At 67.2% G+C, this 25,663-nt stretch carries 27 protein-coding genes; 18 read left to right on the top strand and 9 right to left on the bottom strand.

The window, feature by feature from the left end:
* Positions 1–47: 47 nt before the first annotated feature.
* Entirely contained in the window at positions 48–623 is a 576-nt protein-coding gene (locus tag VET27_RS23970) for a hypothetical protein (RefSeq protein ID WP_526522191.1), read from the bottom strand.
* Positions 624–828: 205 nt separating this feature from the next.
* Positions 829–984: a hypothetical protein gene (locus tag VET27_RS23965; RefSeq protein WP_526522189.1), complete on the bottom strand. Its 156-nt coding sequence runs from the start codon at positions 982–984 to the stop codon at positions 829–831.
* Between the two features lie 119 nt (positions 985–1,103).
* On the opposite strand from VET27_RS23965, the gene VET27_RS23960 reads away from it, so the two are divergent.
* From VET27_RS23960 to VET27_RS23885, 16 genes are all read left to right on the top strand, one after another.
* Positions 1,104–1,586, top strand: coding sequence for a hypothetical protein (locus tag VET27_RS23960; RefSeq protein WP_526522187.1), 483 nt, complete (start codon positions 1,104–1,106; stop codon positions 1,584–1,586).
* A 200-nt stretch (positions 1,587–1,786) separates the two neighbouring features.
* Complete coding sequence (locus VET27_RS23955) at positions 1,787–3,241, top strand: catalase (RefSeq protein ID WP_526522185.1); 1,455 nt, start codon at positions 1,787–1,789, stop codon at positions 3,239–3,241.
* Positions 3,242–3,423: 182 nt separating this feature from the next.
* Entirely contained in the window at positions 3,424–3,954 is a 531-nt protein-coding gene (locus VET27_RS23950; protein WP_526522183.1) for a hypothetical protein, read from the top strand.
* Positions 3,955–4,006: 52 nt separating this feature from the next.
* On the top strand, positions 4,007–4,438 hold the full coding sequence (locus VET27_RS23945; RefSeq protein ID WP_526522181.1) for an organic hydroperoxide resistance protein: 432 nt from the start codon (positions 4,007–4,009) through the stop codon (positions 4,436–4,438).
* Between the two features lie 3 nt (positions 4,439–4,441).
* The gene (locus tag VET27_RS23940) at positions 4,442–5,098 is read left to right on the top strand and encodes a sensor domain-containing protein (RefSeq protein ID WP_526522179.1); all 657 of its coding nucleotides are present in this window, start codon (positions 4,442–4,444) and stop codon (positions 5,096–5,098) included.
* Between the two features lie 147 nt (positions 5,099–5,245).
* Entirely contained in the window at positions 5,246–6,526 is a 1,281-nt protein-coding gene (gene egtA / locus VET27_RS23935; protein WP_526522177.1) for an ergothioneine biosynthesis glutamate--cysteine ligase EgtA, read from the top strand.
* Positions 6,523–7,842, top strand: coding sequence for an ergothioneine biosynthesis protein EgtB (gene egtB / locus VET27_RS23930; RefSeq protein WP_526522175.1), 1,320 nt, complete (start codon positions 6,523–6,525; stop codon positions 7,840–7,842). Before egtA ends, egtB begins: the two co-directional genes overlap by 4 nt.
* A gap of 1 nt (position 7,843) precedes the next feature.
* Positions 7,844–8,536 (top strand): ergothioneine biosynthesis protein EgtC, encoded by a 693-nt coding sequence (gene egtC, locus VET27_RS23925; RefSeq protein WP_526522174.1) that lies wholly within the window; start codon positions 7,844–7,846, stop codon positions 8,534–8,536.
* A complete protein-coding gene (gene egtD / locus VET27_RS23920) occupies positions 8,533–9,498 on the top strand; it encodes an L-histidine N(alpha)-methyltransferase (RefSeq protein ID WP_526522173.1) in 966 nt (321 codons plus the stop codon). The genes egtC and egtD overlap by 4 nt, the downstream gene beginning before the upstream one ends.
* The gene (gene egtE, locus VET27_RS23915; protein WP_526522171.1) at positions 9,447–10,586 is read left to right on the top strand and encodes an ergothioneine biosynthesis PLP-dependent enzyme EgtE; all 1,140 of its coding nucleotides are present in this window, start codon (positions 9,447–9,449) and stop codon (positions 10,584–10,586) included. The genes egtD and egtE overlap by 52 nt, the downstream gene beginning before the upstream one ends.
* Positions 10,587–10,769: 183 nt before the next feature.
* Positions 10,770–12,062, top strand: a complete 1,293-nt coding sequence (gene mdo, locus VET27_RS23910) for an NDMA-dependent methanol dehydrogenase (RefSeq protein WP_526522168.1) — start codon at positions 10,770–10,772, stop codon at positions 12,060–12,062.
* Positions 12,062–13,198 (top strand): ATP-binding protein, encoded by a 1,137-nt coding sequence (locus VET27_RS23905; RefSeq protein WP_526522166.1) that lies wholly within the window; start codon positions 12,062–12,064, stop codon positions 13,196–13,198. The genes mdo and VET27_RS23905 overlap by 1 nt, the downstream gene beginning before the upstream one ends.
* A 9-nt stretch (positions 13,199–13,207) precedes the next feature.
* On the top strand, positions 13,208–14,743 hold the full coding sequence (locus VET27_RS23900; RefSeq protein WP_526522165.1) for a VWA domain-containing protein: 1,536 nt from the start codon (positions 13,208–13,210) through the stop codon (positions 14,741–14,743).
* Positions 14,744–14,901: 158 nt separating this feature from the next.
* Positions 14,902–16,095, top strand: coding sequence for an iron-containing alcohol dehydrogenase (locus VET27_RS23895; RefSeq protein WP_526522193.1), 1,194 nt, complete (start codon positions 14,902–14,904; stop codon positions 16,093–16,095).
* On the top strand, positions 16,092–17,471 hold the full coding sequence (locus VET27_RS23890; RefSeq protein ID WP_526522163.1) for a MadS family sensor histidine kinase: 1,380 nt from the start codon (positions 16,092–16,094) through the stop codon (positions 17,469–17,471). The genes VET27_RS23895 and VET27_RS23890 overlap by 4 nt, the downstream gene beginning before the upstream one ends.
* A complete protein-coding gene (locus VET27_RS23885) occupies positions 17,461–18,117 on the top strand; it encodes a MadR family response regulator transcription factor (protein ID WP_526522161.1) in 657 nt (218 codons plus the stop codon). The genes VET27_RS23890 and VET27_RS23885 overlap by 11 nt, the downstream gene beginning before the upstream one ends.
* 87 nt (positions 18,118–18,204) lie before the next feature.
* Here the strand turns inward: VET27_RS23885 and mftM are convergent, their stop codons facing one another.
* On the bottom strand, positions 18,205–19,038 hold the full coding sequence (gene mftM / locus VET27_RS23880) for a mycofactocin oligosaccharide methyltransferase MftM (protein WP_526522159.1): 834 nt from the start codon (positions 19,036–19,038) through the stop codon (positions 18,205–18,207).
* 186 nt (positions 19,039–19,224) lie between these two features.
* On the opposite strand from mftM, the gene mftA reads away from it, so the two are divergent.
* Together mftA and mftD are read left to right on the top strand one after the other, a co-directional pair.
* Positions 19,225–19,329 carry a mycofactocin precursor MftA gene (gene mftA / locus VET27_RS23875; protein WP_526522157.1) on the top strand — a complete coding sequence of 35 codons (105 nt, stop codon included), beginning with the start codon at positions 19,225–19,227 and terminating at the stop codon, positions 19,327–19,329.
* 31 nt (positions 19,330–19,360) lie between these two features.
* Positions 19,361–20,536 (top strand): pre-mycofactocin synthase MftD, encoded by a 1,176-nt coding sequence (gene mftD / locus VET27_RS23870; protein WP_526522155.1) that lies wholly within the window; start codon positions 19,361–19,363, stop codon positions 20,534–20,536.
* A 15-nt stretch (positions 20,537–20,551) separates the two neighbouring features.
* Here mftD and VET27_RS23865 read toward each other — a convergent pair whose 3' ends face one another.
* From VET27_RS23865 to VET27_RS23840, 6 genes are all read right to left on the bottom strand, one after another.
* Positions 20,552–20,986: a hypothetical protein gene (locus tag VET27_RS23865; RefSeq protein ID WP_526522153.1), complete on the bottom strand. Its 435-nt coding sequence runs from the start codon at positions 20,984–20,986 to the stop codon at positions 20,552–20,554.
* Positions 20,983–22,461 carry a glutamate-cysteine ligase family protein gene (locus VET27_RS23860; protein WP_526522151.1) on the bottom strand — a complete coding sequence of 493 codons (1,479 nt, stop codon included), beginning with the start codon at positions 22,459–22,461 and terminating at the stop codon, positions 20,983–20,985. Before VET27_RS23860 ends, VET27_RS23865 begins: the two co-directional genes overlap by 4 nt.
* Positions 22,462–22,470: 9 nt before the next feature.
* Positions 22,471–23,232 carry a class I SAM-dependent methyltransferase gene (locus VET27_RS23855; RefSeq protein WP_526522149.1) on the bottom strand — a complete coding sequence of 254 codons (762 nt, stop codon included), beginning with the start codon at positions 23,230–23,232 and terminating at the stop codon, positions 22,471–22,473.
* A 23-nt stretch (positions 23,233–23,255) separates the two neighbouring features.
* Positions 23,256–24,128: an aldo/keto reductase gene (locus tag VET27_RS23850; RefSeq protein WP_526522147.1), complete on the bottom strand. Its 873-nt coding sequence runs from the start codon at positions 24,126–24,128 to the stop codon at positions 23,256–23,258.
* Positions 24,129–24,198: 70 nt separating this feature from the next.
* Positions 24,199–24,954, bottom strand: coding sequence for a PadR family transcriptional regulator (locus tag VET27_RS23845; protein WP_526522145.1), 756 nt, complete (start codon positions 24,952–24,954; stop codon positions 24,199–24,201).
* 94 nt (positions 24,955–25,048) lie between these two features.
* Positions 25,049–25,579, bottom strand: a complete 531-nt coding sequence (locus VET27_RS23840; protein ID WP_526522143.1) for a PadR family transcriptional regulator — start codon at positions 25,577–25,579, stop codon at positions 25,049–25,051.
* Between the last annotated feature and the right edge of the window lie 84 nt (positions 25,580–25,663).

Raw genomic sequence — 25,663 nt, 5'->3', positions numbered from 1 at the left:
GAGGTGGCAGCGCTGGCCAGCGAGATCCGCGCCGCCCTCACCGGCACCTACCCGACGACGACCAGGCCGGTCGCGCTCACCGCCACGGTGGGCTGGACCCGGGGTGGCACTGCCGACGCCGAGGAACTACTCCCCAAGCCGACGCCAACATGTATCGGGAGAAGAGGAAGCAGCGCAGGAACGGCGACCTGCGCTTGGAGGTCGATGGGCCCGTCACGCCCTGAGTGGTCCATCCGGTGAGAGAGCGCACAGCCGGCGCACACGTCAATCGCAGCGGTTTCGGTAGCGTCGTCGGCAGGACGGACCGCGGTCGCCGAACCCCCGATTGCGCGGCCGCGATTCAGTCCCCGGCAGGACGGCCGCCGTCGATACTTCTGATAGGCGTTTCCTCGGGCGATGCCAAGTCTCTCGGCTATCGGGCCCCACGCGACACCGGCGTCCCTGGCGGCGTCGATGGCGTCGCGAAGTCCCATCTCCGCCTCGTCGATCAAACGCTCGGCCTTGAAGTGCTTGACCACCTGGGTCCGCGCAAAGGCAGTGTCGAGGATACGAAGTACCTCGTCGGACGTGCCGGAGTAGCTCGGCGCGAGCCGGCCCCGCCACGTCGTGGGCGTCTCGGTCATGTCATAGCCCCCTTGAAATCCTACAACTGCTGCTACGGATTACTCAGCAGCTTTCATCTGCCCATGTGAACACGTCACAGCGTTGTGTCGCATGGATACGGGAACTGGAGTCGCATTAGTGACGTATATAGCAACGAAATCGGTACGTTGCTGGAATTTTCTTCCTTCGTAAGAGTTGGGCTATCGGACGGTCCGGCATCCGCGCCTAGGTTTCATCGGCGATCTGGTGCCGATCTTGGTGCCCGCCGGGCGCCTGCGGATCGGGTTGCCGATCGTCCATTTGGTCCTGCAGAGCACGTTGTTCCTCGGTGGCCTTCGTGGCGTCCCTCGGGGTGGGTGGCGGAGTGCTTTGCTGTTCCATGCCCGTCAGGGTCTCCCGTTCGCTATGTGACGAAACCTTCGGGAGCGGCGGCACGTACATAGCTGATTCTCAGGCGATACCTAGCGGGCGCCATGGTTGGCGCGGGGATCATCGGTTGCATGAGTGACAAGCCAGACGATTCAACGGACTCCATCCCAGTGACAGAACCCCCGACGGCGGAGCCCGCGGCTGCTGCCCCGACGTACTCGTCGCCCCCCGCCTACACGGCGCCACAGCCCGCGCCGGTCGTAAAGAAGCCCGGTCGGCTCAACCAGGTCGCCGCGTGGGTCGGCATCGCCACCGGCGCGGTGGTCATCGTGGCCGTCATCTTCGGCACCGGTTTCATGCTCGGCGCGCACTCGGGCAGGCATGGTGGTGGCGGTGGGTACGGCCATGACCGTGGCGGCGCCATGGAACACCGCGACGGGCCGCCGATGTGGGGCCGTGGCCCGATGATGCGGCCCGGACCGGCCTTCGTGTTCCCGGGTCCCGGGTTCCAAGGTGGTGGCCCCGGTGGCCAGGCCGGGCCGAGTGGTCCAGGCGGCCCCGGTGGCTCCGGGCAGGGTCCCGCGGCAATCCCGCCGAGCCAACCGGGTCGCTGACAACGATCGCCGTCGCCGAGTTCTGCGCCAGGGTCGCGAGCGGGGTGGGGGCGCAGCCGTGTCGCAGAAGTCGAGGCGCCCAACACCCCACCCCGACGCATGCGTGGGTGAGATCGTGGGTACTGCGAGAACGTGGCGTCGTCTAGGCAATCGCGGCCCAGCCCCGAGTGGTCGCGGCAACGGAGGAGATGGGTGAGTACATGACCGAAAAGATCGCAACGACCGATGGTGGCGCGCCCGTACCGAGCGTCGAGCATTCCCTGACCGTCGGACCCGACGGCCCGATCCTGCTGCAGGATCACTATCTGATCGAGCAGATGGCCAACTTCAACCGGGAGCGCATCCCGGAGCGTCAACCCCACGCCAAGGGTGGCGGTGCGTTCGGCACCTTCGAGGTGACCAGCGACGTCAGCCAGTACACCAAGGCGGCGGTGTTCCAGCCGGGCGTCAAGACCGAAATGGTGGCCCGATTCTCGACCGTGGCGGGCGAGCGTGGCAGCCCAGACACCTGGCGGGACCCGCGCGGCTTCTCGCTGAAGTTCTATACGTCCGAGGGCAACTTCGACATGGTGGGCAACAACACCCCGGTGTTCTTCATGCGCGACCCGATGAAGTTCCAGAACTTCATCCGCAGCCAGAAGCGGATGGCCGCCAACAACCTTCGCGATCACAACATGCAGTGGGACTTCTGGACGCTGGTCCCCGAGTCGGCACATCAGGTGACCTACTTGATGGGGGACCGCGGAATCCCGAAGACCTGGCGGCAGATGAATGGCTACTCCAGCCATACCTACAGCTGGATCAATGCCGCAGGTGAGATGTTCTGGGTCAAGTACCACTTCAAGACCGATCAGGGCATCGACTTCCTGACCCAGGAGGACGCGGATCGGCTCGCCGGCGAGGACGCCGACTATCACCAGCGCGATCTGTACGACTCGATCGAGGCGGGGGACTTCCCGACCTGGACGCTGAAGATGCAGATCATGCCGTTCGAGGACGCCAAGACCTACCGGATCAACCCGTTCGACCTGACCAAGGTGTGGCCGCACTCCGACTACCCCCTGATCGACGTCGGCACGATGACGCTGAACCGCAACGTCGTCGACTACCACGCGCAGATCGAGCAGGCTGCCTTCGAGCCGAACAACAGCGTGCCGGGCACCGGCCTGTCACCGGACAAGATGCTCCTTGCCCGGGGGTTCTCGTACTCCGACGCGCACCGCGCCCGCCTCGGCGTGAACTACAAGCAGATCCCGGTGAACGAGCCGAAGGTCGAGGTCAACGCGTACTCCAAGGACGGGGCGATGCGGATTCGCAATTCCACGGATCCGGTCTACGCGCCGAACTCCATGGGCGGTCCGGTGGCCGACGACGCGAAGCGAGTGGCCGAGGCGCACTGGGCGTCCGACGGTGACATGGTGCGCAGCGCGTACTCGTTGCGTCCCGAGGACGACGACTGGGGCCAGGCCGGCACGCTGGTACGGGAGGTGATGGACGACGCGCAGCGGGACCGCTTGGCCGAGAACATCATTGGACACGTCGCCCAGGGCGTGAAGGAGCCAGTGCTGTCCCGCGTGTTCGAGTACTGGCGCAACGTCGACCCGGATCTCGGCAAGAAGGTCGAGGAAGGCGTGCGCGCCAAGTCTGGCGGCTGACCCTTCGGCGACTGTGCTGGTTCATCCTCGACACGCCGTCGGGCCCGGATGAATCCGCACAGTCACCACACGACACGCCGATGCGAATCCCAAAGCTGTGATTCTCTTGGGGTCTGTGAGACTATTGAGAATTTTGGGGAACGTGTGGCGACATTCTCCAATTCGTGACAATGTCGCTATCCATGACGCGCGTGTCAGCGAGCCGGATGGTGCTGGTTGCCGTGGTCGGCGCCGTCCTGATGGTCATGACGAGCGGCTGTTCGCTGCCCGGTCCCGATCTGCAGCGCGGCCTCGCGAAGGTGTTCTCCGTCGGTGACTGCGTTGCGATCCCGTCGAAGGCTCCAGACACGTTGACCGCCGACAAGGTCGCCTGCGCCGCCGATCCGAGCTACACCGTCGGCGCCATCGCAGATTCGTCGGGATCGTGCCCGAGTGCCGAATATCAGCATGTGCCAACGCAATTCGCCGACCCGTCGACGACGCGATTGTGCCTCGTGCCCAACCTCGTCGCCAACCACTGCTACGTCATGGACATGCCCATCGGCATGCTCCAGCTGGCCGACTGTGCTGAACGCGGCCAGCAGGGTCTGCTCGTCCAAGTCACCCAACGCCTCGACGTCCGCGACCAGCAGGCCTGCCCCGCAGCCGTCGGCCACTACGCCTGGCCCTACCCGTCGCCACCTCGGACCTACTGCACGCTGACGATCTTCTAGCGGTTGGACTTCGGTCACTTCGTGGTCGCGGGTAGCTGGCATGATCGAGCGCATGAGCATCGAGGTCGTTTACACCGCAGAATCCACGGCCAGCGGCGGCGGCCGCGACGGCCACGTGACGTCCGCCGACGGCAAGATCGACCTCGACACCCGCCCACCCAAGGAAATGGGTGGCAGCGGCGAGGGCGTCAACCCCGAACTGCTGTTCTCCGCCGGCTACTCCGCATGCTTCCTGGGTGCCCTGCGCTTGGTCGCGCGCAACGAGAAGATCGCCATCGACGACGCCAGCGGCATCACCGCGCAGATCGGTTTCGGGAAGGATTCCGAGGGTGGCTTCGGCCTGACCGCCCACCTCATCGGCTACCTCCCCGGCCTCGAACAGAACGTGGCCGACGAATTGATGGAGAAGGCCCAGGGCGTGTGCCCGTACTCCAAGGCCACCCGCGGCAACATCGACGTCAAGCTGTCAGCCAAGGTGGCCTAGCCCATGCGGACTCCGGCCGGCGTCGCGATGGCCGGCGTGGTGGCTGCCGTCGTGGCCGGAATGCTGGCCGCGCCCTCTGCCGACGCACGCCCGTCCGACCCGGGAGTCGTGTCCTACGCCGTTCTCGGCAAGGGCTCGGTCGGCAACATCGTCGGCGCCCCGATGACGTGGGAGTCGACGTTCACCGCGCCCTTCCAGGGTTTCTACGTCGACGTCCCGGAGTGCAACAACTGGGCGGACATCGGGTTGCCCGAGGTCTACCAGGATCCGGACCTGGCATCGTTCAACGGCGCCGTGGCTCAGCGCGCGGCCAACGACGACATCAACTTGGTCAAGCAGGCGGTCGGCGTGTTCGCGACCAACGACGCCGCCAACCGTGCCTTCCATCGGGTGACGGACAGGACCATGGGATGTGCCGGGCAGACCACCGCGATGCACCTGGACGACTTCGTCACGCAGGTCTGGTCGTTCTCCGGCGGCGGGCCGACGGCCAACGACGCCGTGTGGGTGAAGCAGGAGGTGGGTACAGACCGACGGTGCTTCGTTCAAACCAGGCTGCGCGAGAATGTTCTGCTGCAAGCGAAAGTCTGCCAACCTGGCAACGGTGGCCCCGCGGTGAACGTGCTGGCGGGCGCGATGCAGAACACGCTCGGTCAGTAACGGTCACGGGTCTCGCACCCACATCTCGGGTTGTGAGGGAAAGATCGCGCGACTTTGTCGGTTCTCTCTGGAAGATGGATGGGACGTCGTTCATCGAAGGCAGACCACGCCCGGCCCCCGCGTGGTGATTCGGAGGGGATGGTTGACATGACCACCTCCGCAAACCCGTCTAAAACCCGGCCCGACAACGCGGCGGGAGCCGAACTCGCGGACTCCGACGACGCCGCGTCGCGCATCGGCGGGGACTGTCTGAAGGACGGACCCATCGGCCGGGTCGGACTGGAGATCGAGGCACATTGCTTCGATCTCGCCGATCCCATGCGGCGCCCGTCCTGGGATGAACTCACCAAGGTGATCGCCCAACTTCCGTCCTTGCCGGGCGGCAGCCCCATCACGGTCGAGCCGGGCGGCGCCGTGGAACTGTCCGGTCCTCCCGCCGCCGCGGTACTGCCCGCCATCACCGCGATGCAGTCCGACCGGGTGATGCTCGAAGAGGCGTTCGCTCAGCACGGCCTCGGTCTGGTGCTGCTGGGTGCCGACCCGCTGCGACCACCCGAGAGAGTCAACCCGGGCGACCGTTACCGCGCCATGGAGCAGTTCTTCGCGGCCAGCGGAACCATCGACGCCGGGGCCGCGATGATGACGTCGACGGCGTCGGTCCAGGTCAACATCGAGGCGGGCCCCCGCGCCGGTTGGGCGGACCGGGTCCGGCTCGCACACGCCCTCGGGCCGACGATGATCGCCATCTCCGCGAATTCGCCGCTGCTGGGGGCTGAGTTCTCCGGCTGGCGCAGCACCCGGCAGCGCGTGTGGAGCCAACTGGACTCCGCGCGTTGCGGCCCGGTGCTGGGCGCCAGCGGCGGTGATCCCGCCGACGACTGGGTCCGCTATGCCCTGAAGGCACCGGTGATGCTGGTGCAGGGTGCCGAGACCGTCCCGATGACCGAGGTGGTGCCGTTCGCCGACTGGGCCGACGGCGGTGCGCTGCTCGGTGGTCGCCGCCCGACGGTCGCCGATCTGGACTACCACCTCACGACGCTGTTCCCGCCAGTGCGCCCCCGCGGGTTCCTCGAGATCCGCTACCTCGACAGCACCCCGGACGACGTCTGGCCCGCGGTGGTGTTCACGCTGGCCACGCTGCTGGACGACCCCGCAGCCGCCGAGGTTGCCGCGGTGGCCACGGAATCGGTCGCCACCGAGTGGGACCGCGCCGCCCGGGTCGGTCTCGGCGACCGACACCTGCAGGCGGCCGCGCTGCGCTGCGTGCAAACCGCCGCCGGACTGGCGCCGAAGGAATTACACGAGGCGATGCAGAGGTTGTTGCGTCAGGTGGAGCAGGGCAGGAGTTCGGCCGACGACTTCTCCGACCTCGTAGTCGGCAGTGGAGTCCGGGCTGCCGTGAGCCGATTGGTGGGAATGACCGCGTGACCATGCGAGAGGCGCTGGCCAGGGACCTGACCCTGGCGCGGGAACGCACGCTGCGACTGGTGGAGCTCGACGATGCCGAACTCCTGCGTCAGTACGACCCTCTGATGAGTCCGCTGGTGTGGGATCTCGCCCACATCGGCTGGCAGGAGGAAATGTGGCTGCTTCGCGGCAATGATCCCCGCCGGCCCGGCCTGCTGCCGACGGACGTCGAAGGTCTCTACGACGCGTTCGCGCACTCCCGCGCCAGCCGCGTCGACCTGCCGCTGTTGCCACCCGCCGACGCGCGGGCGTTCTGCGGAACCGTGCGCGCGAAAGCCCTTGACGCGCTTTACGCCCTGCCCGCCGACGACGGCACCGGCGTCGACCCGGCCTTCGTCTTCGGCCTGGTGGTCAGCCACGAGAACCAGCACGACGAGACCATGCTGCAGGCGCTGAGCATCCGCACCGGCCCGCCCATCCTGGGCCGTGGCGCACCGCTGCCGCCGGGACGCCTCGACGTGACGGGCACGTCGGTGCCGGTACCGGGCGGCCCGTTCCTCCTCGGTGTGACGGCTGCCGAGGAGCCCATGTCGCTGGACAACGAACGCGACGCGCACGTCGTCGACGTGCCGTCCTTCCGGATCGGACGCGTACCCGTCACGAACGGCGAGTGGCGTGACTTCGTCGACGACGGCGGATACCGCGAACCGCGGTGGTGGTCCGAGCGCGGCTGGGCACACCGCTGCGAGGCCGGGCTGACGGCGCCCAAGTTCTGGAACACCGGGGCGAGCGGAGCGACGGGAAACGGCACCGATGGGACGCGGACACGGTTCGGGTATGTCGAGGACATCCCCGCCGATGAGCCCGTGCAGCACGTGGCCTTCTTCGAGGCCGAGGCGTACGCCGCGTGGGCGGGCGCCCGGCTGCCGACGGAGGTGGAATGGGAGAAGGCCTGCGCGTGGGATCCGAACACGCGCTCGCGCCGCCGGTTCCCCTGGGGCGCTACAGAACCCACCAACGCGCTGGTCAACTTGGGCGGCGAGGCGTTGCGGCCCGCGCCGGTCGGAGCCTATCCGGCGGGAGCTTCGGCCTACGGTGCGGAGCAGATGCTCGGCGACGTGTGGGAGTGGACCACCTCTCCGCTTCGACCCTGGCCGGGGTTCACGCCGATGCTCTACGACCAGTACTCACGTCCATTCTTCGACGGCGATTACAAGGTCCTTCGCGGCGGCGCCTGGTCGGTCGCCGCGAGCATCCTCCGGCCGAGCTTCCGCAACTGGGACCACCCCATCCGCAGGCAGATCTTCTCCGGTGTGCGACTGGCGTGGGACGCCTGACATGTGCCGTCATCTCGGCTGGCTGGGTGAGCCCGTGTCGGTGTCATCCCTCGTCCTCGAGCAACCGTATGGCCTTGTCGTGCAATCTTATTCGCCGCGTCGACAGAAGCACGGGCTGGTGAACGCCGATGGGTGGGGTGTCGGATTCTTCGACCACGAAGTCCCTAGGCGCTGGCGTAGTGCTGCGCCCCTGTGGGGTGACGCCTCCTTCGCCTCGGTGGCGCCGGCCCTCAAGAGTGGGTGCGTCGTCGCGGCCGTGCGGTCGGCCTCGGTCGGCATGCCCGTCGAACCGTCCGCCACCGCCCCGTTCACCGACGGACGGTGGCTGCTGTCGCACAACGGCATCGTGGACCGGTCGGTGCTGCCGCTCTCGTCGAACGCCGAATCCTTCGTCGACAGCGCGATCCTGGCGGCGCTCGTCTTCGACCGTGGGCTGGATGCGCTCGGCGACACCGTGGTCGATGTCGGGGCAGCCGACCCGAACGCTCGGTTGAACATTTTGGCAGCCAACGGTTCTCGCCTGCTCGCCACCACGTGGGGGGATACCCTGTCGATTCTGCGCAGGGACGACGGCGTCGTCCTGGCCAGCGAACCCTACGACGACGACCCCCGCTGGCAGGGCGTGCCCGACCGTCACCTCGTCGACGTCACCGGCACACATGTCGAATTGATTCCACTGAAAGGATCGTCATGACGGTCACGCTCGCCAACTACCTCGCCGCCGACTCCGCAGCCCGCGCGCTGCGGCGGGACGTGCACGATGGTCTGAGCGCTGCACCGAAGTCGTTGCCGCCCAAGTGGTTCTACGACTCCGTGGGCAGCGAGCTGTTCGACCAGATCACCCGGTTGCCGGAGTACTACCCCACCAGGGCGGAGGCGGAGATCCTGCGTACCCACGCCGCGGACATCGCCGAGGCCTCAGGTGCCGACACCCTGGTGGAACTCGGCAGCGGGACGTCCGAGAAGACGCGCATCCTGCTCGACGCACTACATCAGGCCGGATCATTGCGGCGATTCGTCCCGTTCGACGTCGACGCCTCGATGCTCGAGTCGGCGGGCGCGGCGATCGGCGCCGAGTACCCCGGTGTCGGGATCGATGCCGTCTGTGGGGACTTCGAGGAGCACCTCGGCAAGATTCCGCTGGTCGGCCGTCGCCTGGTCGTGTTCCTCGGCTCGACGATCGGCAATCTCACCACCGGCCCCCGCGCGGCGTTCCTCGGCGCTCTGTCGGACAGCCTGCAGCCCGGTGACGCGCTGCTGCTCGGTACCGACCTCGTCAAGGACGTCGACCGCCTGGTGCGGGCGTACGACGACGCCGCGGGGGTCACCGCGAAGTTCAACAAGAACGTCCTCGCGGTGGTGAACCGAGAGCTCGCAGCCGACTTCGACCTCGATGCGTTCGATCACGTCGCCCGGTGGAACCCCGACGAGCAGCGGATCGAAATGTGGCTCTGCGCAAGCAGTGCGCAACGCGTGCGGATTGGTGAACTCGACATGACCGTCGACTTCGCAGCCGGCGAGGAGATGCTCACCGAGGTGTCCTGCAAGTTCCGGCCCGAAGGTGTCGCCGACGAGCTGGCCGTGGTGGGCCTGCGCCGGACCGAATGGTGGACCGACGAAGCCGGCGACTTCGGACTGTCGCTCGCGGTCAAATGACGGCCGACACCGACCTGGCGTCCTCGTGGCGATCGGCCCGCCCGCCGATGGCGGGCGTGCACCTCGACAGCGCTGCGTGCTCGCGGCAGTCCTTCGCCGTCATCGATGCCGCGGCCGCGCATGCCAGGCACGAAGCCGAGGTCGGCGGGTACGTCGCCGCCGAAGCCGCCGCACCCGTGCTCGAGGCGGGTCGCGCCGCGGTCGCGGCCCTCACCGGGTTCGGCGCCTCCGACGTCGTCTTCACCACCGGCGCGAGCCACGCGCTCGACCTGCTGCTCGGCGACTGGACGGGCGCGAGGAAGCTGGCCTGCCTGCCAGGCGAGTACGGGCCGAACCTCTTCGCCATGGCGCGGCACGGCTTCGACGTCACGCCGCTGCCGGTCGACGACGCCGGCCGTCTCGACGCCGAAGCCGCCGCCCGCGCCCTGGCATCCGATCCTCCGCCCTTGGTGCACCTGACCACGCTCGGCAGCCACCGCGGGACCGTCCAACCCGCCGCGGCGATCGCCGCGGCGTGCCGCGAACACGGCATCGCCCTGATCGTCGATGCCGCCCAAGCCTTCGCGCACGTGGACTGTGCCACCTTCGGCGTCGACGCGGTGTACTCGTCGTCGCGCAAGTGGACCGCGGGGCCCCGCGGCGTCGGCATGCTGGCTGCACGACCTGGCGTGTTGAGGAACGAGACGCTCGCAAGGCTGGCCCGTGCCGAGGTGAACCTCGCTGCCCAGGTGGGACTTTCGGTCGCGCTCGGCGAACACGTCGCGGCGGGTCCGGAACGCGTCAGGGCCAGGCTCCACGAGGTCGGCGCACAGGTGCGCAGCACGCTCGCCGACGTACCGGGCTGGCGGGTCGTCGAGTCCGTCGACGAGCCGAACGCCATCACCACGCTGGTACCGCCCGACGGCATCGATGCGCAGCACGTGCGGGCGCGCCTCATCGCCGAACACCGGATCGTCACCACCTACGTGGGCGTCGAACGTGCGCCACGCGAGATGACGCGGCCCGCGCTGCGGGTGTCGCCGCACGTCGATCTCACCGCCGAGGATCTGGAGACCTTCGCGGTCGCCCTGGTCGCCGTCAGTTCCTAGTTCCTGCCCCCGACCCCGCCCGCCTGCCCGAACGGGCAGGTGGACACTGTCCGGTCGTCCCGACTCGTGCTGCCCGAGCATTCGGACTTGGCGCCAAGGTGTTCCCGGCGTCACATCCGCGTGGCTACCTTGGTGCCAGAGAGCCGTAGCACCGTGCGAGTTGGACCAGGAGAGGATCCCGTCATGAAGGTCGAAGACCTACTCAAGCCATTCCCCATCAAGGAGTTTCATCCGTTCCCCCGTGCCATGATGGGTCCGGGCGCTCACGAGATGGTCGGACCGGAAGCCCTCAAGATGGGATTCAAGAGGACCCTGCTGATGTCGTCGGGTCTGCGCGGCACCGACATCGTCCACAACATGGCCGAATCCCTGAAGTGGCACGGCCTCGAGGTCGTGGTGTACGACAAGGTCGAGTCCAATCCCAAGGACTACAACGTCATGGACTCGGTCAAGCTCTTCCAGGAGAACGAATGCGACAGCTTCGTCTCCATCGGCGGCGGTTCCACCCACGACGCCTGCAAGGGTGCGCGCATCTCCGTCGCCCACGACGGTCGTAACGTCAACGACTTCGAGGGCTTCAACATGTCCGAGAACCCGAAGAATCCGCCGCACATCGCGATCTCGACCACGGCAGGCACCGGTTCCGAGACGTCGTGGGCCTACGTCATCACCGACACCACGACCGATCCCGACAACCCGCACAAGTACGTGGCCTTCGACGACGCTTCGGTCGCGACATTGGCCGTCGACGACCCTGTGCTCTACTTCTCCTGCCCGGTCGATTACACCGCCCAGTGCGGCTTCGACGTGTTGGCGCACGCCTCGGAACCCTATGTCTCGCGGCTGAACTTCGAGCCGTCGCTGGGCAATGCCATCCGGGCGATCAAGCTGACCGCCGAGAACCTGCGGGAGGCCACCTGGAACGGTCAGGATCTGAAGGGCCGCGAGGGCATGATGTACGCGCAGTACATTGCGGCGCAGGCGTTCAACTCCGGGGGCCTCGGCATCATCCACTCCATTTCGCACGCGATCAGCGCGTTCTACGACACCCACCACGGTTTGAACAACGCCATCGCGCTGCCGCGGGTGTGGGCATTCAACATGTCGGCGGCGTACAAGCGCTTCGCCGACATCGCAGAGGCGATGGGCGTGGACACCTACGGCATGACCGACGTGCAGGCTGCCGACGCCGCGCTGGCTGCCGCCATCCGGCTGCTGCGCGACGTGAACATCATCGAGAAGTTCACCGACGTCAAGCAGGACAGCTACTCGAAGAACCGGCTCGGCCAGGGCCCCACCAAGTTCTACGAGAACGCTCCGGTCATCAAGGGCGACAAGGCCGACGTCGACCGGATCACCAACCACGTCCTCGGCGACGCCTGCACCCCCGGCAATGCCAAGGAGTGCACCTTCGACCTGGTCCGCCCGGTAGTCGACCACTGCATGAACGGCGACCTCGACGATCTCCTTCCCTGATGTTGGACACCGTCGAAGGTGTGCGCGAGGCGCTCGCCGACCAGGGCTACATTGCCGACGAGCGCCTTGCGACAACGGTTTTCCTGCAGACCCGACTCGACAAGCCGCTGCTGATCGAGGGGCCGGCCGGTGTCGGCAAGACCGAGCTGGCCAAGGCGCTGGCGGCCGCGACCGGCCGTCGCCTCCTTCGGTTGCAGTGCTACGAGGGTCAGGACGAGACCAAGGCGCTCTACGAGTGGGACTACGGCAAGCAGCTGCTCTATACCCAGATGCTTCGCGAGAAGATCGGCCAGATCGTCGCCGACGCAAGTGATCTCGACGAAGCCGTCGACCGGATCGGCAAGCAGGAGACCGTCTTCTTCTCCGACCGGTTCCTCGCACCACGGCCCCTGTTGGAGGCCGTGCGCTCGGAGGAACCGGTGGTGCTCCTGATCGACGAGATCGACCGTGCCGACGAGGCGCTGGAGGCCGTGCTGCTCGAACTACTTGGTGAATATCAGGTCTCGGTGCCCGAGATCGGGACGTTCACGGCCAAGCATGCGCCCTACGTGATCCTGACGTCGAACAACACCCGCGATCTGGCAGCTGCGCTGAAACGACGTTGCCTGCATCTGTTCCTCGACTATCCCTCGTCAGAACGCGAATTGGAGATCGTCCGCTCCAAGGACACCGGGCTCACCGAGGCATTGGCTGCTCAGCTCGTCGACGTGGTGCGCGGATTGCGCGAGCTCGATCTGCGGAAGGCGCCGAGCATCTCCGAGACCATCGACTGGGCCCGTACCCTGGCCGTGCTCGGGGTCGACGAGCTGTCAGCGAAGGTGCTGTCCGACACGATCTCGGTCGTGGTCAAGTACGACAAGGACGTCCGCAAGTCGCTCGACGCACTGCCGCGCCTGGTCGATCCCAATGCGAAAGTGCCCGCGTCACTGCACAACAACCACGACCATGGTCACGACGATGGCCACGACCACGAGCAGGGTGCCCACAGTCACTCGCACGACTCGCCCCAGGACCAGGATTCCGAGCCCGACGGCAAAGCCGTGCGTCAGGCGAAGGACAAGCCCGGTCGATTCACCAACGGGTACTACGGAACACCCAGCAGCACTGCCGCGCTGGGCCGTCGCAGGCCCTTCTAGGCAACGGAGATGGAAGCGACCCTGCACCGTTTCGTTCGACTCCTGCGTCTCGGGGGACTGCGGGTCTCGATACCCGAGGCACTGGACGCGATGCGGTGCGCCGGGCAGCCCGGCGTCCTGTCCTCCCGGGCCGTCCTGCGCACCGCACTGCGGGTGTCACTCGTCAAGGACCAGCGGGACGAACCGATGTTCGACGAGATCTTCGACGCGTTCTTCTCGTTGATTCGCGTCGGCGACGATGACTCCGGGCACGGTCACGGCCATGCCCACGACGACCTCGTCGACTCCGGTGAACTCGAATCGTTCACGCTCTCCGAAGAGCCCAGCGACAAGCCGGAGGAGGGCCACGAACACGGCAAGCCCACCAGCATCAAGGACTACTTCAAGCAGGAGGATCTGGCCCAGCAGTACAACCTGCATCAGGAGGCCAACAAGATCGACCTGGCGGCGCTGACCGACCAGATCGTCTTCTCCAAGGAGAGCACGGGGCTCGACGAGAACAAGTACCGCGTCGAGCTGTCCGCTGACCGGCTCCACGGCGCGGGCCCGCCGGGCAATCTCTCGTCGTCGACGGGAACCCACGTCGATGCCGCCCTCACGATCGCCGAACAGGATGCGCTGCTGGGCTGGCTCGAGGACCTCGACGACCTCGAGAATGACGGCGACGAAGCGGATGCCGCCGAATTGCGCCGCCGGCTGACCGGTGTCTTGGAGAACCTTCCCCAAGCACTCAAACGACATCTGGAGGCGTTGCTCGCACTGGAGAACAGGATCGTCGAAACGCGCGAGCAGCGCGAAGCCGCGCTCTCCGGGTCGGGCCGGCTCCGCGAGACCGAGCGCGCCGAACTCGAGGATTCCCTGCGCAGGCTGGCGCGCAGTCTGCACGGCGCACTGACCCACCGCCGCCGCACTGCCGCGGCGGGCCGCGTGGACTCCGGCCAGACGATGCGCCGCAACATGCGATTCGACGGGATACCGTTCGTCCCGGTCACCGTGCGCCGCGCCGAGGATCGGCCCCGGCTGGTGGTCCTCGCCGATGTGAGCCTGTCGGTGCGTGCCACGTCACGGTTCACCCTCAACCTGGTGCATGGCTTGCAGGACCTGTTCACCCAGGTGCGCTCCTTCGCGTTCGTCGCGGAGGTCGCCGAGACCAGCGAGCTGTTCCGCGACTACCCGAGCGAACGCGCGCTCGGGCTGATCTTCGGAGGCGACGTGATCGACGTCGATGCGAACTCCGACTACGGCAGCGTCTTCGGCGAGTTCCTCGCCGAGCACTCGTCGGCGGTGACGCGGCGCACCACCGTCGTGGTCCTCGGCGACGGCCGGAACAACGCCAATGACCCGAATCTCGCGGCGTTCGAGGAGATCACCCGCAGGGCTCGTGAGACGGTCTGGCTGACGCCGGAACCCAGGTACTCGTGGGGGCTGGGCAGCTGTGACCTTCCCGCCTACGCCGAGTACTGCAATCGGGTGCGGGTGGTCCGGGACTTGAGCGGGCTCGAACGGGCGGCGCAGGAGTTCGCCACCGCGGCGGTTGGCCGATGAGCGCTGGATCGCCTCGGTTGGCTGAGCAATGCGGAGGTCGTAGTCTGGATCCGAAGATGTCGTCTGGGTCACAATCGGTGTGCCTGACGAGCGGTAGTCGAGGCAGGTTCGTGGCGAAGCTGGATGCGGAGCGGGCGTGGTATCCGGCGACAGCGCCGGTGCCCCACGCGGAGCACCGGCGCGATCCCGGCGGCTTCGCACCCAACCGGGTCCTGAAGTTTCATGCCCCCGAGATCGTCTTTGGAGTCGACTCGATGGTGGAGGCCGTTCACGCCGCCCTGCGTGTGGGTGCGATACGTCCGATGCTCGTGACCGATTCGGGCCTGATCGACGCAGGGTGGGTTGCCGAGATGATCGGTCACCTCGAGGAGCAGGGTGTCGACGCCCGCATCTGGAGTGAGCTCACGCCGAACCCGAAGGACCACGAGATCGCCGCCGGCTACGAGGTGTACCGGGCCTACGGCTGCGACGTCCTGATAGCCGTCGGCGGCGGGTCGGTGATCGACGCCGCGAAGGGCGTGGCGATCCTGGCCGCAAACGGTGGGAACATCCTGGACTACGAGGGCGTCGACAAGGCGTTGATGCCCATCCCGCCGCTGGTCGTCGTGCCCTCGACATCGGGCACGGGCGCCGACGTCTCCCAGTTCTGCATCGTCACCGACACCACGCGCAACACCAAGATCACCATCCTGGGCCGCTCGCTGGTGCCGGACGTCACGGTGATCGACCCGCGACTGTTGACCACGATGCCCGAATGGTTGAATGCGGCAACGGGTCTCGACGCCCTAACCCACGGCATCGAGGCCTTCGTCTCCCTTGGACACAATCAGCTGACCGACCACCACGCGCTGCGCGCGGTGCAGATGGTGACCGACAACCTGGTGTGCACCATCGACCGGCCCGCGGACATGTCGGCGCGGGTACTGATGGCGCAGGCCGCGCTCGAGGCCGGCCTGGCCTTCACCAATGCCATTCTCGGCGCTGCCCACGCGATGAGCCATCAGGTCGGCGGGTTGCTGGACCTGCCGCACGGCGTGATCAATGGTGTGCTGCTGCCGCACGTCATCCGGTTCAACGCAGAACACGATCCGCATCCCTACCGGGCGGTCGCCGAGTACCTCGGCATCGCCGACCCTCGCGCGCCCGCGGCGGAAGCCGCACTCGCCCTTGCCGATCGGATCGAGCAGCTGGCCGTCCGCGTCGGGGTGCCGCGCGGTCTTGCCCAGTTGGGGGTCAGCGACGACGATCTGCCACGGTTGGCGGCGGCTGCCCTCCAAGATGCGTGCATGACCACCAATCCCCGTCCGGCCGACGAGGCGCAGATGCTCGTGCTGTTCCGGGCAGCGATGTGACCTCAGAACTCTCCCGAGCGCCCGACCGCCGTGGCGGTGCCGGGCCTCCGGACCTCGAGAAGCTCACCGGGCTACGCTCCGGCAAGGGCACGTTCTACCCCGAATTGCGCGTTGCAGCACAGCGATTGGATCGCGTCGTGGCCGCATTCGACACCATTTCCCGCGCCCTGGTACAGACCGTCGAGGGTCCCGAGAACCTCGTTCGTGCGGTTGCCGAGGCCGCGCGCACCCACCTCGACGCGGAGTGGGTTCTGCTGGCGCTCGCCGACGGGACGCTTCCCGAAGCGAGCCCGAGGCACCTGATCCTGGATTCGGCCGGCGTCGTGTACGCGTTCGAAGGACTTTCCGGTGCAAGGGATCCCGGCCCGCACCTGCCTGACGTCGTACTCAACCGGCTCAATGACATCCTGCGCGGCCAGCTTGCCCAGTTCCGCCTTCCGGTGATCGAGCGGCAGCACGCACACGTGCCCATCGAACTCGACGGCAACGTGATCGGCGCCTTCGCGGCGTGGACTTCGCGCAGTCGCGCCCTCGACAGCTCGGACGAAGTCGTCATGCGGATCCTGTCGAGCCAGACCGTGGTCGCCCTTCAGAACAGCGCACTGTTCAGCAAGTCCCAGGCGCTGCTCGCCGAGTCGGAGGCGCGCAACGCCGAACTACTCGCCACCCAGCGTGAACTCGGTGCGGCCCAACGTCATCAGGTGCTCGACTCCGAGCGCCACCGCATCGCGCGCGAGCTGCACGACAGCGTCGCGCAGACGGTGTTGTCCGCCGGAATGCAGATCGAGGTGTGCCGCAGCGAGCTCGAGTCACAGTCGACGTCGGGGGACCTGATCGACCGGCTCGATCTGGCCAAGGACCTGAGCCGCTCGGCGGTCGAGCAGCTGCGGTCCGCCATCTACGCCTTGAACCATCCCGGGGACGCTCAGCGGTCCAGCCTGCCGGAGATGCTCGATCAGCTGGCCACGGTGCACATGCCCGAAGACCTCCGGGTCACGTTGAAGGTCGTCGGGACGGCGGTCGAACTGCCCGGCGACGTCGAGCACGCGCTGCTGCGGATCGCCGGCGAGGCACTGTTCAACACCGCGGTGCACGGAAACGCCACCAGGGCGATCGTCCGACTGAACTACGGGCACAGCCGAGTGGCACTGTCCATCGCCGACGACGGCGGCGGTGAGCCGGAGAAGCTGCGCATGATGCTCCGTCTCTCCGAGGCCACCGACGTCGACGGGCACCACCGCGGGTTGGCCAACATGCTGGCCCGCGCCCGTGAGCACGGAGGCACCCTCGAGGTGCGGCGTTCGCGGATCGGCGGTGTCCGCGTCGTGGCCACCGTGCCTGCACCCAATGAGAAGAGGTCTGGCCATGGCGACTGACGTCACCACCGGAACGATCAGGCTGGTTCTCGTCGACGACCATGCCATCCTTCGCGAAGGCCTGCGCTCGGTTCTCGAACGCCAACGCGGACTCGTCGTCGTCGGCGAAGCCTCGTCGGAGGCCGAGGCGGAGGCTGTCGTTCGGGCCATGGCGCCGGACGTGGTGTTGCTGGACCTGAAGCTGTCCGCGGGCTCGGAGTACGAGGGTCTTTCCCTGTGCGCCAAGCTGTCTGCTGCCCATCCGGGTATCGGCCTGCTGGTGCTCACCACGTTCCTCGACGAGGACCTGGTGGTCCGCGCGGTGCACGCGGGCGCTCGGGGCTACGTCGTCAAGGACGTCGACACCACCGAGTTGGTGCGGGCGATCCGCGCCATCTCCGCGGGGGACAGCGCGTTCGACTCGCGAAGCGCCGCCGCCGTCGTGCGGTCGATGTCCGGGCGCACTCAACCCCGCCAACAACTCACTGATCGCGAGCTCGAGGTCTTGCGTCTGCTCGCAACGGGGCTGTCCAACAACAAGATCGGCGAGCAGCTCTACATCTCGGCTACCACCGCGAAGTTCCACGTCAGCAACATCATGCGCAAACTGGAGGTCAGCCGGCGGGCGGAAGCGGTATACGCGGCCTCCAAGCGCGGCCTGATCTAACGCTGCTCCCCCTCCGGCGCGAGCGTGCGTGTCTGCGGGCGACGCGCCGTGGCGAAACAGCAGTTTGCGCACGCTCGCGGGAGCGCCTCAGCGGTCGAGAATCAGCCAGCCGCCATGGTATTCGTGCACGCCCGCACGTACCCCGGAGGTCCGCCACGCATCGGCGATGTCACGAAGCACGCCGCCATCGAACCGCTGCACGTGCCCGTAGCAGGCCCGCGGCACGTCCTCGAACGGTACCGCCACTATCACTCGGCGGCGGGCCAGTCGTATCGCCTCGCGTAGCACCGATCCGGTGTCCGCCGCATCGAGGTGTTCGAGCAGGTGCAGGACGGTGACGGTGTCGGCTGCGCCATCCGGCAGCGGCACGCAGGCCGCGTCACAGGTCAACGTCCGCACGGGCCGTCGCAATGGCACGCTCACCCGGTTCAGCAGGTCCACCGTGGGTCCACTCAGGTCGGTGGCCGTCACGACCAGCCCCGCCGCCGCCACGCGCAATGGGAAGAAGCCGAAACACGAACCGAGATCGATGACGTCGTTGCCGACGATCAGCGAGGCCGCGTGCTCGTGTACGGGCGCGAACGCTGCAGAACCGTGTTCGAGACGATCCAGCGAATTGCGGTAGAACCGCAGCCAGGCGTGGTCGGTGCCGACTTCGCCATCGGTGGCTGACTGCACGATTCCGCTGAACACCGCTTCGAACTCGGGCTGGCCGCGCAGTACACCGGTGTCGTCGAGTTCGGTGGCCAGCAGCACCGCGAGCTCATCGGAGATCTCGTCGGGCCCCAGATCGTGTTGGACGGCCAACACCCCGTCGGTGCGGGTGGTGCAAAACCTGTTCGTGCACAGGGCAGTCTGGCCGGTGTGGTCGAGGTGCGGACCGTTGCGACGGGTCACGAGTACACCGGTTGCGTGAACCATGGCCGTGTCCCTCCGTCGAAGATCGTTGTCACTTGACGCTATTCGGGCAGGGTGGTGCCTCGCGTGCCCCGAAAGGGCGACGTTCGCGACCCGTCCGGGTGGGTAGCCGACTGTCCGTTTGGCGAGTGTCGTGAAGGCACCCGGTGCAATAGCGTGGTGCTATCCGTCACTGAAGAGGAGGCCACGATGACCGAGCAGATCGATCCCGAAAACGTCACATTCACCGAGTCGCTCGTCGAGGAGTCGTTGGTCGAGGAAGTGTCGATCGACGGCATGTGCGGCGTCTACTGAACCATCTGAGCGAGTCGTAAGGAGTTCGATCATGGCGAAGACCGGTTGGTTCGAAACGGTTGCCGAAGCCCAGCGGCGGGCGGCCAAGCGCCTGCCCAAGAGTGTCTACAGTGCGCTGGTCGCCGGTTCGGAATGCGGCATCACCGCCGAAGACAACACCTCGGCGTTCGGCGAGCTGGGCTTCGCCCCCCATGTCGCCGGGCTGTCCGCCAAGCGGGACATGTCCACAACCGTGATGGGACAATCGATCTCGCTTCCAGTGTTCATCTCACCGACCGGTGTGCAGGCCGTACACCCCGACGGAGAGGTGGCCGTCGCGCGGGCGGCCGCCGCCCGCGGTACCGCGATGAGCCTCTCGTCGTTCGCCAGCAAGGCTGTCGAGGAGGTCGCCGCCGTGAATTCGCAGACGTTCTTCCAGATGTACTGGACGGGTGGGCGGGACAAGCTGGTGGCCCGCATGGAGCGGGCGCGGGCGGCGGGCGCGGTCGGGTTGATCATGACGTCGGACTGGTCCTTCTCCAGCGGCCGCGACTGGGGTAGCCCGGCGATCCCCGAGAAGATGGACCTGCGCGCGATGCTGCGATTCGCACCTGAGGGCATCACCCGGCCTCGCTGGCTGCTCGACTTCGCCAAGACGGGCAAGGTGCCGGATCTGACCGCCCCGAATCTGTCTCAGGACGGCGGGCCCGCCCCGACGTTCTTCGGCGCCTACGGCGAGTGGATGCAGACGCCGTTGCCGACGTGGGAGGACGTCGCGTGGCTGCGGGAGCTGTGGGGCGGGCCGTTCATGCTCAAGGGCGTGATGCGGGTCGACGACGCCCGCCGTGCCGCCGACGCGGGAGTCACCGCCATCTCGGTCTCGAACCACGGCGGTAACAACCTCGATGGCACCCCGGCGCCGATCCGCGCGCTGCCCGCCATCGCCGATGCGGTCGGCGGCGACGTCGAGATCGTCCTCGACGGCGGCATTCGGCGTGGCAGCGACGTCGTGAAGGCACTCGCCCTAGGGGCGCGCGCGGTGATGCTGGGGCGGGCCTACCTCTGGGGCTTGGCCGCGGGCGGCCAGGCCGGCGTGGAGAACGTCCTCGACATCATGCGCGGCGGCATCGACTCGGCTCTGCTCGGCCTCGGACTCTCCTCGATTCAGGAACTTAGGCCAGCGGATCTGATCATCCCCGAGGGCTTTCGGCGCGATCTCGGCGTGTAGTACGCAGGACGGCGCTCAGCCCTTGGTCACCGTCAGTGTCGCCCGGTATTCCGCGAGCGCGATCGGCTCGTCGGGGGTCTGCGGGTACGGATCGAGCGATTGCATCTCCACCGTGTAGTCACCCACTTGACCCGTCGAAACAGTCTGGCCGGGAGCCGGATTGGTGTTGAACTCCAGTGTGGTCGCCTCGCGTCCGCGCGGTTGGACGAGGATTGCCACCAGTGCCTGACCCGTCCAGAAGCATTCGACGCGTTCGGGACAACGCGAATCCTCAAGGACGTCGGTGAAGCGCACACGCAGGTCTTCGCCGTTCATCGACGCTTCCCGTCCGCCTCCGAGGGCGAAGGCCTGATTGAGATCGAAGGCGACGGGGCCGGCCGCGGCGTCATTCACCTGACAGCCCGCGAGTGCCAGGCCTACCGCGACTGCCGCGTACCAGGTCTCGTTCACGATGGCCCATCCCAGGTGTGGACGGGCTCGTTGCTGTGCATCCGCTCGCAGTAGAGGCGCAGCATCTCGGCCAGCGCCTGTGGGCGGGCCAGGCCGCGTTCCTGCAACGCGCGCACCGTCTCGACCTGCCACACCGCACCGTTGCGGCCGGTCTTGGCTCTGCCTTCGATGACGCCGAGGAACCGGTCGCGGACGTCTTTCGACACGTCCCACCGTTCGAGGCCTTCGTGTGCGAGGGGAAGCAGTTCGCGCAGGACCAGCTCGTCGGGTGCCACTTCGCCGAGTCCCGGCCAGTACATTCGCGCGTCCATGCCACTGCGCGCCGATGCCACGAAATTCCGTTCTGCCGCAGCGAAACTCAACTTCGTCCAGACCGGTCGGTCCTCGTCGGACAGTGCCCGCAGCGCGCCGTAGTAGAACGCCGAGTTGGCGAGCATGTCCACGACGGTCGGCCCTGCGGGCAGTACCCGATTCTCGACTCGCAGGTGTGGTCGTCCGTTCATCACGTCGTAGACGGGGCGGTTCCATCGGTAGATGGTGCCGTTGTGCAGCCGCAGTTCGGGCAGCGTCGGCGTGCGACCTGCCGCCAGTTCGGCGATCGGGTCCTCGTCGGACACCTCCGGCAGCAGCGACGGGAAGTACCTGACGTTCTCCTCGAATAGGTCGAAGATCGACGTGATCCACCGCTCGCCGAACCATACTCGCGGTCGCACACCCTGTGCCTTGAGCTCTTCGGGCCTGGTGTCGGTCGCCTGCGCGAACAACTCGATGCGGGTCTCGGCCCACAGTTCGTGGCCGAAGAAATAGGGCGAGTTGGCGCCGAGCGCGAGTTGCGGCCCTGCCAGCACCTGTGCGGCGTTCCAGTTCCGAGCGAAGTCCCCTGGCGAGACCTGTAGGTGCAATTGCATACTGGTGCAAGCTGATTCGGGCGCGATCGACGCCGATTGCAAGGTCAGCCGCTCGGGTCCGCCGATGTCGATCAGGATGTCCTCACCGCGGGCGGTGAAGATGGAGTCGTTCAGCGCCTGATACCGCGCCGACTCGCTCATCCAGCCGGCTGACAGGTGCTCGGGCATCAGGGTGGGCAGGATCCCGATCATCACGATGTGCGCGCCGTCGGAGTTGGCCTTGGTCTCCGCGGCGTTGAGGCTGGCGCGGACCTCGTCCTCGAGTTCGAAGGCCGAACGGCCCGGTAGCGGCCGCGGGGGCACGTTGAATTCGATGTTGTAGGCACCTAATTCGGTCTGGAACGCTGGATCGGCGATGGAGGCGAGAACCTCGCGGTTCGTCATCGCCGGCTGGTAGTCGGCGTCGACCAGGTTGCACTCGATCTCCATGCCCGTCAGCGGGCGGTCGAAGTCGAAGCTCGATTGCGTGAGCATCGTCTCGAACACGTCCAGGCTGAGCTCAACCTTCCGTCGATACTGCAGCCGTTGCTCCCGGCTGTACTCGGTCTGAGTGACGTCCTCGCCCACACCGCGAGCCTATCGACGCGAAGCCACCGCGACCTGCGGACTGAGAAGACCGCCGCGAAGTTCGAGACCGATGGCGGGGTCTGCGTGGGCGGCCAGCGCTCGCAGCGCTGAAGCACTGTATGTGCGCAGCGAACTGATGACACCGTCGTGCACGAACGGGACGAAGGGGGCGAGCGGAAGCATCGCCGCCAGCCGCACGAGGTGCAGCGGCGCGGGCGGCCGGGGCAGGTCGATGATCAGCAACTTGTCGGCGACGCGGGTGCCCTCGGCGATCGCCCGTGACGCCAGCGCGGGCGGCAGGTGGTGAAAGGACAACGCGAACACCGCGAGGTCGAAGGACCGATCGGCCGCGTCGATGTCGGTGGCGTCCATGACGCGAACGGTCGCGCGCTCGTCGGCGCCGAGGGGCCCGGCCGCGATGGCCGCCACCGAAGCGGGCTCGAGGTCGGTCACGGTGAGGTGCGCCGTGGGATGCATCTCCAGGAGCTTGGCGGACAGTCCGCCGTGGCCCGAGCCCAGCTCGAGGATGCTCGGATCGGGCACCTCGGCCACCTCTTCGAGCGCGACGTAGGCAAACTTCTCGTGGTTGCCGAACCACTCGCCCGCGCGCTCGAGAGCCCTGACGACGCTGCGCTTGCGCTCGGGGTCGACGTCGTCGCGGTCGAGGTACTCCTGCCGGTCCGTCTGCAGCAACCGGTCCAGGCAGGACGCGTCGGGCCCACCGCGCGGCATGCGGTCGATGCGATCAGAGGCAAGACCCATGGAAACCATGATGGACCATCACCCGGCGACGGTTACCCCGCCGCGATCGCCGAGACGACGTCGTCGGGAAGCTCGATGTCCGCGACCGCCATGTTCTGCTCGAGGTGTGCGACCGACGAGGTGCCGGGAATCAACAGCACGTTGGGTGCGACCGCGAGGGTCCACGCGAGGGCGATCTGCGCGGGTGTGCGGCACAGGTCGGTAGCGGCCTGCTTCACTGCGGGGTGGCCCAGGACCGGGTTCTGCGCGTTGAAGGCGGAGCCGAGCGGGAAGAACGGCACGAACGAGATGCCGCGTTCGGTGCATAGGTCGAGCACCGGTTGCGACGTGCGGTCGACCAGGTTGTAGGCGTTCTGCACCGTCACGATCTCGGTGCGGTCCAACGCAATCTGAAGGTGATCGACGGTGATGCTGCTGAGCCCGATGCCGCCGATGAGGCCCTCGTCGCGGGCAGCGATCATCGCGGTGAGCTGCCGGTCGAACAGCTCGCGGTCGACTTCGGCGGCAGCGCTGGGATCGTCGGAGTTGTGGATGCGCAGGTTGACCGCGGCCAGCTGATCCACGCCCAGTTCGCGCAGGTTCACTTCGATGTCGGCGCGCAGTTCATCCGGTTGCGACGCCGGGATCCAGTTGGCTTCCGCGTCGCGACGGGCGCCCACCTTGCTCACTAGCGCCAGGTTGGCGGGGTACGGGTGCAATGCCTCGCGGATGAGCTCGTTCGCAACGTCCGGGCCGTAGAACTGGGCGGTGTCGATGTGGTCGACACCGAGTTCGATCGCGCGCTTCAGCACCGCGACGGCCTGGTCATGGTCGCGAGGCGGACCGAAGACTCCGGGTCCGGGGAGTTGCATGGCGCCGAAGCCGACGCGACTGACGGTGAACTTGCCCAGCGTGAAGGTCTGCATGCCTTTTACCTACGCGGAATCGGCGCGGTTTCATCCGCTCAGCGAACGAAACCGCGCCGAAGTCACCAAATCATTCAGACTCGCCGAGGATGCCGTAGATCTCGCGGCGGGCGTTGTTGACGATGTCGGCGATGCGCTTCTGCTGCTCGGGGGTAGCAGCCCCCGCGGACATCGCCACCGCGCGCATCAGCTGACCGGCGGCATTGCGTAGGTCGGCGTGGCCCGGGTCGGCATCTTCGGTGATCTCCTCCCACGGCGGGGTCTCGATCTTCTCGGCTGCGGCGCGACCGGCGTCGGTGAGCTCGAACAGCTTCTTGCTGCCGTGACTCTCGGTGCCCACGATCAGGTCCTCGTCGACGAGCAGCTGCAGGGTCGGGTAGACCGAGCCGGGGCTGGGCTTCCAGAGGTCCTGGCTTCGTTCGGCGATCTCCTGGATCATTTGGTAGCCGTGCATCGGCCGCTCGGCGAGCAGCGTCAGAATGGCGGCGCGGACATCTCCGCGCCTGCCGCGACCGCGGCCGCGCCCGCCGCCACGTGGGCCGCGTCCGCCGCCCCGGCCGAAGCCGGGGCCGCCGAATCCCGGACCGAATCCGGGGCCGCCGAAGCCACGGCCGAAACCGGGTCCGGAGCCACCGCGGAAGCCGCCGTCGAACGGGCCTTCGGCGTCGGCGTGGTGCTCGCGGACGGCATCACGGAAGCCGCGTCGGGCGGCACGCCGCTGCTCGTGGATGACGCGACGGTCGACGGGCGAGAACCCGAAGCCGAAGCCGCCGCCGTGGGGTCGGCCCTCAAATGGGCCGTGGGGGGGTGTGAATGGGGTGTTCATGGTGTGTGTCTCCTTGGCCGGAAAACGCCGAATGCGTTTCCGATACGTTTGCGATATATCGCAAACTATCGCGATGCAACCATTTGTCGGAGACCTAGGCCTTCGGCCGCCCTTCGATGGCCTTCACCTGAGATCTGGCCCAGTCGGCCTGCATGGCCGCGATGCGGAGGCCGTAGTCCAGCGCGGCCAGGCCGTAGAACGCGGCGTCATCCTCGCCCCATGGGCTCAGCGAGTCACGCAGCCGTTGCAGCCGGGAGAGCTCCGAATCGGCATCGGCAGCCATCGACAGCATGTACTCGCGTGCCTGCTCGGGGGGTATTTCACCGAGGAGGAACACTCGCAGCAGCGGTGCGCTGCGATGGGGCGGATCGTCCTGCGGGTTGGTCACCCAGCGAACCAGTTCGGTCCGGCCCGACGCGGTGACCCGGTACTCCTTGCGGCCGCGGGGTCCGATGTCGGTGACCTCGATCAGCCCGTCCGCGGCGAGCTTGTTCAGCTCTCCGTACAGCTGGCTCTGGGTGGCGGGCCACACGTTGGCCATCGACTTCTCGAAACGGCCCAGTAGGTCGTAGCCGCTCCCGGGGTGTTGGGCGAGCAGTCCGAGGGCGGCAAAGCGAAGGCTCACCGCTGCATTGTAGGTGGCGACATGTCACAACTGGAATGTCACGCGCCGGGGAACGCCGGATCGATCAGGCCGGCTCGGCTGCCT

It is taken from the genome of Mycobacterium sp. (assembly GCF_035633495.1).
Lineage (GTDB): Bacteria > Actinomycetota > Actinomycetes > Mycobacteriales > Mycobacteriaceae > Mycobacterium.
The sequence above is the reverse complement of the archived record's forward strand: the minus strand, read 5'-3'. Positions and strand labels throughout refer to the sequence as shown.

Coding starts and splice junctions, on each gene's coding strand:
- VET27_RS23970 (WP_526522191.1), bottom strand. CDS start 623: ATGACCGAGACGCCCACGACGTGGCGGGGCCGGCTCGCGCCGAGCTAC.
- VET27_RS23965 (WP_526522189.1), bottom strand. CDS start 984: ATGGAACAGCAAAGCACTCCGCCACCCACCCCGAGGGACGCCACGAAG.
- VET27_RS23960 (WP_526522187.1), top strand. CDS start 1,104: ATGAGTGACAAGCCAGACGATTCAACGGACTCCATCCCAGTGACAGAA.
- VET27_RS23955 (WP_526522185.1), top strand. CDS start 1,787: ATGACCGAAAAGATCGCAACGACCGATGGTGGCGCGCCCGTACCGAGC.
- VET27_RS23950 (WP_526522183.1), top strand. CDS start 3,424: ATGACGCGCGTGTCAGCGAGCCGGATGGTGCTGGTTGCCGTGGTCGGC.
- VET27_RS23945 (WP_526522181.1), top strand. CDS start 4,007: ATGAGCATCGAGGTCGTTTACACCGCAGAATCCACGGCCAGCGGCGGC.
- VET27_RS23940 (WP_526522179.1), top strand. CDS start 4,442: ATGCGGACTCCGGCCGGCGTCGCGATGGCCGGCGTGGTGGCTGCCGTC.
- egtA (WP_526522177.1), top strand. CDS start 5,246: ATGACCACCTCCGCAAACCCGTCTAAAACCCGGCCCGACAACGCGGCG.
- egtC (WP_526522174.1), top strand. CDS start 7,844: ATGTGCCGTCATCTCGGCTGGCTGGGTGAGCCCGTGTCGGTGTCATCC.
- egtD (WP_526522173.1), top strand. CDS start 8,533: ATGACGGTCACGCTCGCCAACTACCTCGCCGCCGACTCCGCAGCCCGC.
- egtE (WP_526522171.1), top strand. CDS start 9,447: ATGGTGGACCGACGAAGCCGGCGACTTCGGACTGTCGCTCGCGGTCAA.
- mdo (WP_526522168.1), top strand. CDS start 10,770: ATGAAGGTCGAAGACCTACTCAAGCCATTCCCCATCAAGGAGTTTCAT.
- VET27_RS23905 (WP_526522166.1), top strand. CDS start 12,062: ATGTTGGACACCGTCGAAGGTGTGCGCGAGGCGCTCGCCGACCAGGGC.
- VET27_RS23900 (WP_526522165.1), top strand. CDS start 13,208: ATGGAAGCGACCCTGCACCGTTTCGTTCGACTCCTGCGTCTCGGGGGA.
- VET27_RS23885 (WP_526522161.1), top strand. CDS start 17,461: ATGGCGACTGACGTCACCACCGGAACGATCAGGCTGGTTCTCGTCGAC.
- mftM (WP_526522159.1), bottom strand. CDS start 19,038: ATGGTTCACGCAACCGGTGTACTCGTGACCCGTCGCAACGGTCCGCAC.
- mftA (WP_526522157.1), top strand. CDS start 19,225: ATGACCGAGCAGATCGATCCCGAAAACGTCACATTCACCGAGTCGCTC.
- mftD (WP_526522155.1), top strand. CDS start 19,361: ATGGCGAAGACCGGTTGGTTCGAAACGGTTGCCGAAGCCCAGCGGCGG.
- VET27_RS23855 (WP_526522149.1), bottom strand. CDS start 23,232: ATGGTTTCCATGGGTCTTGCCTCTGATCGCATCGACCGCATGCCGCGC.
- VET27_RS23850 (WP_526522147.1), bottom strand. CDS start 24,128: ATGCAGACCTTCACGCTGGGCAAGTTCACCGTCAGTCGCGTCGGCTTC.
- VET27_RS23845 (WP_526522145.1), bottom strand. CDS start 24,954: ATGAACACCCCATTCACACCCCCCCACGGCCCATTTGAGGGCCGACCC.